Source organism: uncultured Limnohabitans sp., from assembly GCF_937889215.1.
Classification (GTDB): domain Bacteria; phylum Pseudomonadota; class Gammaproteobacteria; order Burkholderiales; family Burkholderiaceae_C; genus Limnohabitans_A.
This window is the reverse complement of sequence record NZ_CALBEX010000245.1, coordinates 1-12,503: the sequence shown is the minus strand read 5'-3', so window position 1 is coordinate 12,503 and position 12,503 is coordinate 1. Positions and strand designations below refer to the sequence as shown.

Annotated in this window: 11 protein-coding genes and 1 pseudogene; 6 read left to right on the top strand and 6 right to left on the bottom strand. The window is 62.2% G+C overall.

Annotated elements, in window-relative coordinates:
- The 4 genes from Q0341_RS06280 to Q0341_RS06265 form a co-directional block, all read right to left on the bottom strand.
- A partial coding sequence (locus tag Q0341_RS06280) for an efflux RND transporter permease subunit (RefSeq protein WP_299511274.1) occupies positions 1 to 2,511 on the bottom strand: 2,511 nt, incomplete at its 3' end.
- A 12-nt stretch (positions 2,512 to 2,523) separates the two neighbouring features.
- The gene (locus Q0341_RS06275) at positions 2,524 to 3,690 is read right to left on the bottom strand and encodes an efflux RND transporter periplasmic adaptor subunit (protein WP_299511273.1); all 1,167 of its coding nucleotides are present in this window, start codon (positions 3,688 to 3,690) and stop codon (positions 2,524 to 2,526) included.
- A gap of 29 nt (positions 3,691 to 3,719) precedes the next feature.
- The gene (locus tag Q0341_RS06270; RefSeq protein ID WP_299511272.1) at positions 3,720 to 4,364 is read right to left on the bottom strand and encodes a TetR family transcriptional regulator; all 645 of its coding nucleotides are present in this window, start codon (positions 4,362 to 4,364) and stop codon (positions 3,720 to 3,722) included.
- A gap of 146 nt (positions 4,365 to 4,510) precedes the next feature.
- Entirely contained in the window at positions 4,511 to 5,707 is a 1,197-nt protein-coding gene (locus Q0341_RS06265; protein ID WP_299511271.1) for an acyl-CoA dehydrogenase, read from the bottom strand.
- Positions 5,708 to 5,859: 152 nt separating this feature from the next.
- On the opposite strand from Q0341_RS06265, the gene Q0341_RS06260 reads away from it, so the two are divergent.
- The 4 genes from Q0341_RS06260 to Q0341_RS06245 all read left to right on the top strand — a co-directional run bounded on the left by Q0341_RS06260 (position 5,860) and on the right by Q0341_RS06245 (position 8,619).
- Complete coding sequence (locus Q0341_RS06260) at positions 5,860 to 6,750, top strand: LysR family transcriptional regulator (protein WP_299511270.1); 891 nt, start codon at positions 5,860 to 5,862, stop codon at positions 6,748 to 6,750.
- Positions 6,751 to 6,776: 26 nt separating this feature from the next.
- Entirely contained in the window at positions 6,777 to 7,310 is a 534-nt protein-coding gene (gene msrA, locus Q0341_RS06255) for a peptide-methionine (S)-S-oxide reductase MsrA (protein WP_299511269.1), read from the top strand.
- Between the two features lie 39 nt (positions 7,311 to 7,349).
- The gene (locus tag Q0341_RS06250) at positions 7,350 to 7,589 is read left to right on the top strand and encodes a hypothetical protein (protein ID WP_299511268.1); all 240 of its coding nucleotides are present in this window, start codon (positions 7,350 to 7,352) and stop codon (positions 7,587 to 7,589) included.
- A gap of 73 nt (positions 7,590 to 7,662) precedes the next feature.
- Positions 7,663 to 8,619 carry an AEC family transporter gene (locus Q0341_RS06245; protein WP_299511267.1) on the top strand — a complete coding sequence of 319 codons (957 nt, stop codon included), beginning with the start codon at positions 7,663 to 7,665 and terminating at the stop codon, positions 8,617 to 8,619.
- Between the two features lie 56 nt (positions 8,620 to 8,675).
- Here Q0341_RS06245 and pdxH read toward each other — a convergent pair whose 3' ends face one another.
- Positions 8,676 to 9,308: a pyridoxamine 5'-phosphate oxidase gene (pdxH, locus tag Q0341_RS06240; RefSeq protein ID WP_299511266.1), complete on the bottom strand. Its 633-nt coding sequence runs from the start codon at positions 9,306 to 9,308 to the stop codon at positions 8,676 to 8,678.
- A gap of 170 nt (positions 9,309 to 9,478) precedes the next feature.
- Positions 9,479 to 10,096: a gamma-glutamylcyclotransferase gene (locus Q0341_RS06235; RefSeq protein WP_299511265.1), complete on the bottom strand. Its 618-nt coding sequence runs from the start codon at positions 10,094 to 10,096 to the stop codon at positions 9,479 to 9,481.
- A gap of 224 nt (positions 10,097 to 10,320) precedes the next feature.
- Here Q0341_RS06235 and edd point away from each other — a divergent pair, with 224 nt between their 5' ends.
- Together edd and Q0341_RS06225 are read left to right on the top strand one after the other, a co-directional pair.
- On the top strand, positions 10,321 to 12,162 hold the full coding sequence (gene edd / locus Q0341_RS06230; protein WP_299511264.1) for a phosphogluconate dehydratase: 1,842 nt from the start codon (positions 10,321 to 10,323) through the stop codon (positions 12,160 to 12,162).
- A pseudogene (locus tag Q0341_RS06225) lies at positions 12,153 to 12,503 on the top strand (keto-deoxy-phosphogluconate aldolase); the annotation flags it as partial. The gene edd and the pseudogene Q0341_RS06225, both read left to right, overlap by 10 nt.

Genomic DNA, 12,503 nt, shown 5'->3' with positions numbered 1-12,503 from the left:
CGAAACCTCGCCCGCCGAACGCCCGAACACGTTGGCGTTGATGGCCACCTCGCGCATCATGTCGCGGCGGTTGATCTGGTTGGAGCCGGTGGTTTCGCTCACTTGGGCCACCTGGCCCAGGCGCACGATGCGCGGACTGTCATCGGCAGCGGCCCCCACGATGAAGGGCAGTCGCTCCAAGTCTTGTGGGCTGTTGCGCGCTTCGGGGGCGAGGCGCACCTTCACGTCGTAAGTCTGGTCGTCCGGAGCGCGCCAGTTGCCCACGGTTTGACCCGCCACCAGAATGCGCAAAGGGCCGGCGAGTTGCGCCGTGCCCAGGCCCAAGTCTGAGGCCGCGTCGCGCAGCACTTCGATCCCGATGACGGGTTTGTTGGGCTTCACGCTGGAATCCAGATCGACCAGGCCAGGGATGCCCTGCACCTTGGCCATAGCCAACAGGGCCAAGCGCTCCAGCTCTTGTTGGTCAGGGCCTTGCAGCGAAAACTCCACTTGTTTGTTGCCGCCGATCGCGTCGAGCAAGCCGGCGTGCGTGACCGCGATCCCGGGCACTTGTTTCAGGCGTTCGCGCAGCACGTCAGACATCTGGTCGGCGCTGCGGCTGCGTTGTTTGCGGTCCACCAGGCGGATGTACAGGTTGACGTTGTTTTTGCCCTGCGCGTTCGCGGTGTTGATGGTGCTGACGGTGTAGCGCACCTCTGGGAAGTCGCGCAAGATGGCCTCGACCTGGCGGGTTTTCGCTTCGGTGGCTTCGAGCGAGGTGCCCACCGGGGTTTCGAACTTGACCGAGGTTTCAGAAAAATCAGCTTTGGGCACGAACTCGGTGCCCAGCAGCCGGGTCATGAACAGGCTGGCCACAAAAATGCCCAGCGCCAGCAAGACGGTGGATTTTTTGTGCACCAGCGCCCAGCGCAAGATGCCTTGGTAGCCATCGGCCAGACGCTCGGTGCCCCGGTCAAACCAGCCGGTCACGCGGCCTATGCTGTTGTTGTACCAGCCCACGGGCGCTTGATTTTTGCCATGCGCGTCGATGGCCGGGTCGTGCCAAATGCTCGACAGCATCGGGTCCAAGGTGAAGCTGACGAACATCGAGATCATCACGGCCGCCACGATGGTGATGCCGAATTCGTGGAAGAACTTGCCGATGATGCCTTCCATGAAATCAATCGGCAAAAACACCGCCACGATGGACAAGGTGGTGGCCAGCACGGCCAGGCCAATCTCTTGGGTCCCCTCCAACGAGGCGCGGTAGGCGCTTTTGCCCATTTGCACATGGCGCACGATGTTCTCGCGCACCACGATGGCGTCGTCGATCAGCAGGCCCACACACAGGCTCAGCGCCATCAGCGTGATCATGTTGATGGTGAAGCCGAACAGCTGCATGAACATGAAGGTGCCAATCAGCGAGATCGGCAGTGTCAGGCCCGTGATGACGGTGGAGCGCCAGGAGTTGAGGAACAAAAACACGATCAGCACCGTGAGGATGGCCCCTTCGATCAGGGTTTGGCGCACGTTGTTCACCGACACGCGGATGGGCCGCGAGTTGTCGGTGATGGGCTCAAGCCGCAGGCCCGGCGGCAGCTGACCCTGCAGCTCGGCCACGGCTTTGATCAGACCGTCGACCACTTGGATGGTGTTTTCATCTTGCGACTTTTGCACCGACATCAAGAGCGTGCGTTGGCCGTTGTACAGCGCCAGGTTTTCCAGCTCTTGTGCGCCGTCTTGCACCGTGGCCACTTGCGACAAGCGAATGGGGGTGCCGTTTTTGCGCGCCACAATGATGCGGCCAAAATCTTCTGGCCTTTCCATGCGCGAGCTGATCTGCACGATGCGCTCTTGCTGCAGCGAGCGGATGGCCCCGACTGGCAAGTCTTGGTTTTCGTTGCGCACGGCCGCAACCACTTGGTCGGCCGAGACGCCAAAGGCCTCCATGGCGGCCGGTTGCAGGTACAGGTTGATCTCGCGTTTGCTGCCACCGACCAAGCTGACCGAGCCCACGCCGCGCACGTTTTCGAGGCGTTTTTTGAGCACCTGTTCAGACCAATTGGTCAGCTCGACTGCGTTGAGTTGATCGCCCACGGGGATAACCGCCAGCGACCACACAGCTCGGCTGGCTGGATCAAAGCGCAACACCCGGGGTTCTTTGACTTCGGCCCGCAGCAAGGGGCGCAAGGAGGCGACTTTTTCGCGCACATCTTCGGCGGCTTTGCGGCCATCGATTTGCAGTTGAAATTCAATCACGACCACCGACTGGTTTTCGTAGCTGCGCGAGATCAGGGCGCTGATGCCGGCGATCGAATTGACGCCTTCTTCGATTTTTTTGGAGACTTCGCTCTCCACAATTTCGGGCGATGCGCCGGGGTATTCGGTGCTGATGACCACCACTGGAAAATCGATGTTCGGGAACTGGTCGACCTTCAGGCGCTGAAACGAAAAGATGCCCAGCACCACCAGGGCCAACATGACCATGGTGGCAAACACGGGGTTTTGCAGACTGACGCGGGTGAACCACATGCTGTTGACCTTTTACTTCGCGGCGTTGGCTGGGGTGGCTGGCTTGGCCAATGCGTCGGGGCTAACGCTCGTGAACTTGGCTTGAACCCCTTCGCGCACCGCGCCCACGCTGGCGGACAGCACTTGCGCGCCTTCGGACAAGCCCTTCACGGCTACCCAGCTTTGCTGGGTACCTTCGCTGCGCACACCGGTCTGCACCGTGATGTGTCGCACTTGGCCGTCTTGCACCACCTGCACATAGGGCTGCGGTTTGTCGGTGCGCACGCTGCCCACCGGCACCGCCAGCACCTGCAGATTTTGTGTGCCCAAGCTGCCTTGGGCAAACAGACCCTGGCGCAAGCCCTCGCGACCGGCGATGCCCAGGTAAATCACGATGCTGCGGCTGCCCATATGGGCGCTGGGGTTGATGCGCAAGACTTTGGCCATGACCGGCTCGTCCACGCCCTCGACCTGCAGCTTCGCCGTCATGCCCACGCGCACGCGGCTGGCGTCTTCGGGTGTCAGGGCCGCTTCCATTTCGAGCTGCGAGAGGTTGATCACCTCAATCAACCGGGCCTCCACGGCCACACGCTCTCCCGGCTGCACCAAGCGCTGCGCCACCACGCCCGACAAGGGCGAGCGCAGCGTGGCATCGGTCAATGATTTTTGGGCCAAGTCCAAGCCCGCCAGCGCCGCCGCATGGGTGGCCTTGGCTCCGTTCAGGCTGGCCTGCGAGGTGAGCAGGGCGGTTTGCGAGATGAAGCCCTGGTTCACCAGCGCCTGGTTGTTGTCGAACTGGCGCTGGGCAATCTCCAGCTGGGCACGCGCCGCAGCCGCTTGCTGCTGCGCTTGGCGCACACGCGCCTGGTATTCGGTCGGATCGACTTGGGCGATCACTTGACCTGCCTGCACGCGGTCGCCCTCGCGCACGCTCAGGGTTTGCAACTCACCCGCCACACGGGCTTTGACGAAGGCGCTTTGGCTGGCCTTCAGAGGCCCCGATACCGCGATGCCCAAGCTCAGGGTTTGGCTCTGAGCGGTGAACACGTCGGAGCTGGCCAGCTCAATACTGGGCACGGCGGGGGTCGTGGCCAGGGGCAGGTCTTTGGCAGCCTGGCGTTGGCTGGCCCAGCGGGCACCACCCGCCAAAAGCGCGGCCACGGCCACGGCCGACAAGATCCAAAGGGTCGATTTTTTCATGAGGTGTGAGACGGAAAAAAATAAAGCGGTCAGTGCCGCGACAAGCCGTTGACCAGCAGCTGGGCGTGCTGCGAGATGAAAGCTGCTGGATCGATCTGTTCATGGCTGGGGCAGCACGGCCCCATGGAGTGTTTCCACATGACCAAAAACAACAGCGGGGCCATGAAAGAGTGCACGGCCAGCTCGACATCCACAGCGCGAAACTCGCCTTGGTCAATGCCCTTTTGCAAAGCGTTGCGCACCAAGGCGTGGCCGGGTTCGATCACTTCGGTCCGGTAAAACAGCGCCAGGTCGGGAAAGTTGCTGGCTTCGCTCATGACCAGTTTGGAGATGCCCGAGGCTTTGGTGTCGCCGTAGCGGTGCCACCACTGCAGCATCATCCACTCCAGCAACTCGCCGGCGCTGCCCTGAAAATGGGCCACTTCGACCGCGCCTTGGTTCACTGGCTCGATGATGCTGGCACGCACCACGGCTTTGAACAGGTCTTCTTTGCTTGGGAAGTACAAAAACAAGGTGCCCTTGGACACGCCGGCTCGAGCGGCCACTTCTTCCATGCGGGTGGCGGCAAAGCCTTTTTCCACGAACAAGTCGAGCGCGGCTTCGAGCAATTCGCCCGGACGGTCTTGTTTGCGGCGTTCGCGTTTATGGGGGGAGAGAAGGTCTGCGGTGTTCACACAATAATTTAATGACTGACTGGTTATTAATGTAAGCCCTGAGCGGGTCTGTCGTCAAGGTGTTGGCGCACGCAAGGCCTTTAAAGAAAAGAAAAGGGGCCGAAGCCCCTTGTTCTGTGCATGCGCCTTGGCAGGCGGCGGGCGGCTCAATAAAACGCCTGCAGCCCGGTTTGGGCGCGGCCCAAAATCAGCGCGTGCACATCGTGTGTGCCTTCGTAAGTGTTCACGGTTTCCAGGTTGATCATGTGGCGAATCACATGGTATTCGTCGTGGATGCCGTTGCCGCCGTGCATGTCTCGCGACATGCGGGCAATGTCCAGCGCCTTGCCACAGCTGTTGCGCTTGATCATGCTGATCATCTCGGGCACGGCTTTGCCCTCGTCCATCAAGCGGCCCACGCGCAGGCAGGCTTGCAGGCCGAGCGTGATTTCGGTTTGCATGTCGGCCAGCTTTTTCTGGATCAGCTGGTTTTGTGCCAAGGGGCGGCCAAACTGGACGCGGTCCAGCGTGTACTGGCGGGCGCGGTGCCAGCAATCTTCGGCAGCGCCGAGTGCGCCCCAAGCGATGCCGTAGCGGGCTTTGTTCAGGCAGCCAAACGGGCCTTTGAGGCCGTTCACGTTGGGCATCAGGTTCTCGGACGGCACAAACACGTCGTCCATCACGATTTCACCGGTGATGCTGGCGCGCAAGCTCATCTTCCCTTCAATTTTCGGAGCAGTCAGGCCCTTCATGCCTTTTTCGAGGATGAAACCGTGGATGGCTTCCTGGCCACCGACGCTGCCGTCTTCGTTCTCGAGCTTGGCCCAGACCACGAAAACGTCGGCGATCGGCGAGTTGGTGATCCACATCTTGGCACCCTTCAAGATGAAGCCGCCATCCACCGGCTTGGCGCGGGTGATCATGCTGGCCGGGTCCGAGCCGTGGTTGGGTTCGGTCAGGCCAAAGCAGCCGACCCACTCGCCTGTGGCCAGTTTGGGCAGGTACTTTTGGCGTTGCGCTTCGGAGCCGTATTCGTTGATGGGGTGCATGACCAGCGAGCTTTGCACGCTGATGGCGCTGCGGTAGCCGCTGTCCACACGCTCGACTTCGCGGGCAATCAGGCCGTAAGCCACGTAGCTCAGACCGGCGCAGCCGTAGCCTTCGATGGTGGAGCCCAAAAAGCCCATGGCCCCGGCTTCGGTCATGATTTCACGGTCAAACTTTTCGTGGCGCGCGGCTTGCAAAACACGGGTTTGCAGGCGCTCTTGGCAGAACGTGTGGGCGGCTTCAACGATGGCGCGCTCGTCATCCGAGAGTTGCTCGCTCAGCAAGAAAGGGTCGTTCCATTGGAAAGTGGGTTTCATTCGGGTTCTCCGGGGTGGGGCTAGATCAACCGGGCAAGTGTGTCATATCCGCATGGCGGCTGAGCCTCATCCTGTCCTGTGCGCGATTGTTGGCGCTTCATGAATAGTTGTCTAATATCGATTACCAATGGATCAATACATTTTTTAAATACATGGAATTCCGACACCTGCGCTATTTCCTCATGTTGGCCGAAGAGTTGCACTTTGGCCGCGCCGCTCAGCGCCTGTCCATCTCGCAGCCGCCCCTGAGCCTGAACATTCAGCAGCTCGAAGCCTCGGTGGGGGCGCAGCTGTTCACCCGCAACAGCCGGGGCGTGCAGCTCACAGCCGCAGGCCAGGCCTTTGTGCCCGCTGCCCGGGCTTTGCTGGCGCAGGCCAGTGCTGCGGCGCGTGAGGCACGCGATGTTGCCGAAGGCCAGTCGGGCCAGCTGCACATCGGTTTTGCCGGCACCATGTTGTATTGCGGCCTGCCGCAAATCCTCAGCCGATTTCAGGCCAGCCACCCGCGTTTGCGCTTGGTGCTGCGCGAGCTGAGCTCGACCGAGCAGTTGTCCGAGCTGCTGCGCGACCGGCTGGATGTCGGCTTTGTGCACACGCCCCGGGTGCCGCCGGGTTTTGAGCAGATTTTGGTGGCCAGCCAGCCCTTGGTGGCGTGTTTGCCCGCCAGCCACCCCATGGCCGGGGCGGCCAGCGTGGGCTTGCATGCGCTGGCCGGGCAAGATTTGGTGGTGGTGTCCAGCACGGTCTCGCCCGATTACCACGAACGCATCGTCATGCTGTGTGAGCAGGCGGGCTGGCTGCCGCCCGTGGTGCACGAGCTGCGCCATTGGCTGAGCGTGGTGTCTTTGGTCTCGCAAGGGCTGGGCGTGGCACTGGTGCCGCAGGCCCTGCAGCAGTCGGCGCTGGCGGGTGCGGTGTTTGTGCCGCTGAGCGAAGTCGATGCCCGTTACGACACCCGCTGCCTGTGGCGCAGCGACCGAGACCAGACGGCGCTGGGGGACTTTGTGCAGGCAGTGCAGGGCGGGCTGGTGCGCGGCGGATAATTCAACCCTGTTTTAAAGGAACCCAGATGACAGAAACTTTGGTTTTGGGCGGCGGCTGTTTTTGGTGCACCGAGGCGGTGTACGTCAAGGTGCGCGGCGTGAGCGATGTGGAGTCGGGCTACTGCAACGGCCAGACCGTCTCACCCACGTACGAGCAGGTGTGCACTGGCCGAACTGGGCACAACGAAGTGGTCAAGCTCGAATACGACCCCGCGCAAGTCAGCACCCGCGAGCTGCTGGAAATCTTCTTTGTCATCCACGATCCGACCACACTCAACCGCCAGGGCAACGACACGGGCACGCAATACCGCAGCGGCATTTACTTCACCGCGCCCGAGCAGGCAGAAGAGGCGCGGGCGATGATCGCCGAGTTGACGGCAGCGAACGCTTTGGGTCAGCCCATCGTGACCGAGGTGCTGCCATTGGCCAACTACAGTGCGGCCGAGGAATACCACCAAGACTTTTTTGAGCGCAACCCCTACCAGGGTTACTGCATGGCGGTGGCCGCGCCCAAGGTGGCCAAGTTCAAGAAAACATTCACCCGGCTGGTGCGCGACTGAGCCGCCGTAACTTTCGTCCGGTCAACGCCAAGGAAACCCATGAACCGCATTGTTTTTTTCATCTTCGCCATGGGCTTGTCCTGGGGGGCGTTGGCCCAACACAGCAAAAAGGAAGTCGAACAAGACATCGCCCGCCACCGCGCCATGGCCGAGGCCCACGCGGCGGCGGCCCAATGCCTGGCGTCCGGCCAAACACCCGACCAGTGCATCAAAGCCCTGCAAACGGCTTGCAAGGGCCTGGCGCTGGGCAAGTACTGCGGCATGAAGCACGCCCATTGATCCGCCTGCCGCCGTGTGCCCGACGTGACCCCGCTGGGTCAGTTGCAGGCTGTGCGCGCCTATCATCGCGGTCATGAATTTCGACCATCCTGTTTTGTCCTCGCTGCTGCCCGTGGTCTTGTTGATCGGCGTGGGTTTCGTGGCCGGGCGTGCGCGGCTCGTGCGGCCCGAGTCGGTGCGCGATTTGTCCAACCTGGTGTTTCTGGTTCTGACGCAGGCCCTGCTGTTTCGCACCATGAGTTCTGTGCACCTGGAGCGCCTGGACATGCGCCCGGTGTTCCAATACTTTTTGGTGGCGGCGGTGCTGTTTTTTGCCATGTTGATGGCCTACGGGCGCGACTCGCGTGCTTCGGTGCTGGCGCTGGCGGGCATCTTCAGCAATACCTTGATGATTGGCGTGCCGCTGATCGGCTTGGCGTATGGGCAGGCGGGTCAGGTCTTGTTGTTCACGCTTATTTCCCTGCATGCGCTGGTGCTGCTGACCATGGCCACCTTGGTGCTGGAGTTGCAAATGGCCCGCGAACAAGCCGCTGCTTCGGGGCACAAAAGTCAGCTGTGGCGCACCGTGGGGCAGGCCATTCGCAGCGCCTTGCTCCATCCGGTTCCTTTGCCCATCATCGTGGGCCTCTTGTATGCGCAAACCGGTTGGGGCCTGCACCCGGTGGTGGACAAACCTTTGCAACTGCTGGGCAGTGCCTTTGGCCCGATTGCCTTGGTGCTGGTGGGCATTACTTTGTCGCAAACCCCCATGGGCAAAAACCTTGCGGCGGCTGTGCGCTTGTCTTGGGTCAAGACCGTGTTGCACCCCGCGTTGATGCTCGCCGTGGGCTGGGCGTTGGGCATGCGCGGTCTGGCCTTGTCGGTGATGGTGGTGGCCGCCGCTTTGCCGATAGGGGCCAACGTGTTTTTGTTTTCCCAGCGTTACCGCAAGGAGGAAGACACCGTCACCGCCGCTGTGGCGGTGTCCACCTTGATGTCTATGCTCAGCATTTCGCTGGCCATGGCCTTGCTGCCGCTGCTGCCAGTTTGATCACGCCGGGCTTGCCCAGCCCATCGCCGCGTGAATCCAGATGTGCCGCGCCTGCTTCAGGGCGCCAGCCGCTCACGCAACCACTGATCGCCCTCTTGCGTGTAACGCAAGCGGTCGTGCAAACGGCTTTTGCGGCCTTGCCAAAACTGCCACTGGTCGGGCACCAGGCGGTAGCCACCCCAGTGCGGCGGGCGCGGGGGCTGGAGCATGAATTGCGCCGCGTATTTGGCAGCGTTGGTCACCAGCACGGTGCGGCCTTCGATGACTTGGCTTTGCGGTGAGGCCCAAGCGCCAATGCGTGAGTCGAGCGGGCGGCTGTGGAAGTAGGCATCGCTGTCTGCGTCGCTGACCTTTTCAACCCGGCCTTCGATGCGCACCACGCGTTCGAGTTCGACCCAATGGAACTGCAGCGCTGCAAAAGGATTGCCCGCCAGTTCTTGGCCTTTTTGGCTGTCGTAATTGGTGTACCAAACGATGCCGCGCTCGTCATAGCCTTTGATCAGCACCACCCGGGTGCTGGGGCGCAAGTTGCTGGCCACAGTGGCCAGCGTCATGGCGTTGGGCTCGGGCACTTCGGCGGCGATGGCTTCTTGCAGCCATTGCTCAAATTGAGCCAAGGGGTTGGCGTGCGAGGCGTTCTCGTTGAGTTCGGCTTTTTCGTAGCTCTTGCGCAGGTCGGCGATGTTCATGGCTGGAGTATATGGATTCGGCTCAGTGAATTCTTCAGCGCCAGGTTTGCGCGGAGTCTTTTGCAGGTCAGTGCCTTCAGGTTCGGTAATTTGTAGGTCGGCGCCTTCAGGTCCGACGTGCGGTAGGTGGATCACAGCCCTTCGAAAATGTCGCTCCGAGGTGGTGCCACTCATTCGGCGTGGCGCAGCAAAGCTGCCAAGGCCCGGTCTTCGATGCCATGGGCGAGCAAACTTTCATAGGTTTGCCGGGCGTAGTCCCGCGTGGTGCCAAAGCGGCCGCAGGCCTGTTGAAAGATCTGCTGGTAAGTTTCGGCAGGCAATTGGCCGGTGAAACTGGGGCTGCTGCGCGGCAGGGTAAAAGCCAGCGCTTTGACGGGGCCTTGGGGCGTGGCGCAGGGCAGCCAGCACGGGGTGTACACGTCCATGGGCATTTCGCGCGCCCACAGCCGGGTCAGCACCTCATCGGCTTGCGCAGGGTCGACGCGGTAAACCACCCCCCGGCAGCTGCCTCCGCGCACCAGCGCAAAGACCAGGCCTGGACAGTCGGGGCTGCCCCGGTTCAGGCGGCTCCACATCTTCAAGGCCCGGTGCCAGCCCCAGACTTGGCTGATGTGCTGCTCTTGTGCCTCGAACTCGGGCCGCCACAACAGCGAGGCATAACCAAACACCCACAAGGCCTGGCCAGCGGCGCACTGCGCTTTGAATTGGTCGAGCAAGGCCGCCTGGAAAACAGGCGGTGCACTCACCGCGCCGGGCTGGAGCGGGTCAATTGAGGGGGTGTTTGTCATGTGCGGCAAAGCTTCATCCAATCTCTCGTGGCCATTTTCGGAGAAAACCAACACACCAAGGCCTCCATGTGGCGATGCGCCCAGAAAGTGAGCCATTTTGACGGTCAAAACATGTGAAAGCCCGGTTGTACCCATTTTGTAACCCAGCAAATGCCTTGTAACAAGGCATCGCGGTTACCATAGTCGATGTAATTTAGTTACAGTTTCCGAACAGGCGCAAGAACATGACACTTCATCCCAGCGTTGCCGCCGTCACGGCCCGCATCACCGAGCGCAGCCGCCTAACCCGCCTGGCCTACTTACAGCAGGTTGATGCCGCGGCCAGCAAAGACCCCGGTGCCCAGCGGCTGGGCTGCGCCAATGTGGCCCACGCCTTTGCCGCCATGCCCGACAGCGACAAAGGCCGCGCCACAGCGCTCGACAAAATTAAGGTGGTTGCCCCGCGTGCGCCCAACATCGGCATCGTCAACGCCTACAACGACCTGCTGTCGGCCCATGCGCCGCTGCAGCATTACCCCGATCTCATCAAAGACGAAGCCCGCCAACTGGGTGCTACTGCCCAAGTGGCGGGTGGCGTGCCCGCCATGTGTGACGGCGTGACCCAGGGCACGCCGGGCATGGAACTGAGCCTGTTCAGCCGCGATGTGATCGCCATGGCCACAGCGGTGTCGCTCAGCCACGATGTGTTTGACGCCGCCCTGATGCTGGGCGTGTGCGACAAGATCGTGCCGGGCCTGCTCATTGGCGCTTTGCAGTTCGGCCATTTGCCCACCGTGTTTGTGCCGGCTGGCCCCATGACCAGCGGCCTGTCCAACAACGCGAAATCCAAGGTGCGCGAACAAGCGGCGCAAGGCTTGGTGGGACGCGCCGAGTTGCTGGAGGCCGAATCGGCCGCCTACCACAGCGAAGGCACTTGCACCTTTTACGGCACCGCCAACAGCAACCAGATGCTGCTCGAAGCCATGGGTCTGCATGTGCCGGGCACGGCCTTCATCAACCCGGGCGAAGGCGTGCGCCAAGAACTGACCCGCGAAGCGGCGCGCACCGTGCTCGATTTGGTCAAGGCCAAAAATTTCACGCCCATTGGCCGCTTGGTCGACGAGCGCTGCATCGTCAACGCCATGGTGGCCCTGCTGGCCACAGGCGGCTCGACCAACCACCTGATCCACTGGGTAGCGGTGGCGCGTGCGGCAGGGATTGTGATCGACTGGGACGATTTTTCTGCCCTGTCGGATGTGGTGCCTTTGCTCACCCGCGTGTACCCCAATGGCAGCGCCGACGTGAACCAGTTCCAGGCCGCAGGGGGGCCGGGCTACGTGATCCGCGAACTGCTTGATGCGGGCCTGATGCATGCCGATGTGCTGACGGTGCGACCTGGTGGTCTGCGTGAATTTACCCGCATCCCTTCTGCCCAAAATGGCCAGCTTGTCTGGCATGAGGCCGGGGTCAGCAAAGACGACACCGTCGTGCGCCCGGCGTCCAGCCCGTTCAGCGCCACGGGTGGCCTGAAATTGCTGCAAGGCAATCTGGGCCGCAGCGTGATCAAGATTTCTGCGGTGCCAGAAGAACTGCACACCATCGAAGCGCCAGCCCGTGTTTTCAGCTCGCAAGACGAGTTGCATGCCGCGTTCAAGGCGGGCGAGCTAGACCGCGACATGGTTTGTGTGGTGCGTTGGCAAGGCCCGCAAGCCAACGGCATGCCCGAGCTGCACAAACTCACGCCGCCTTTGGCCGTGCTGCAAGGCAAAGGTTTTAAGGTCGCGTTGGTTACCGATGGCCGCATGAGCGGCGCGTCGGGCAAAGTGCCTGCCGCCATCCACGTTTCGCCCGAAGCCGCCGCCGGTGGTCCGCTGGCCAAGGTGCAAGACGGCGATTTGATCCGTTTGGACGGCGTGACGGGCACCCTGCAAGTGCTGGTCAATGAGGCCGAATGGGCCGCACGCCCCCTGGCCCAAATGCCCGCCGAGCTGCGCGCCGCCAACGGCGTGGGCATGGGCCGTGAACTGCTTGCCAACATGCGCCGCAACGCGCTCAAAGCCGAAGAAGGAGCCTGCACATGGCTGTGAATCTGAATGGACCCTTGACCGCTCTGCAAGTGATGCAGGACGCCCCCGTGATCCCCGTGATCGTGCTCACCAACGTGGCCCACGCCGTGCCCATGGCCCGCGCCTTGGTGGCTGGCGGCATCCGCATGCTCGAAGTCACCCTGCGCACCCCGCAGGCGCTGGCTTGCATGGAAGCGATTGCCAAGGAAGTGCCCGGCGCGGTGGTGGGGGCGGGCACGGTGCGCAGCGCCGCCGATGCGGCCGCTGCCGCCAAAGCCGGTGCCCGTTTTGCTGTGAGCCCCGGTTACACCCGGGCGGTGGGGCAGGCCTGCCGTGACCACGGTTTGTCGCTCTTGCCCGGG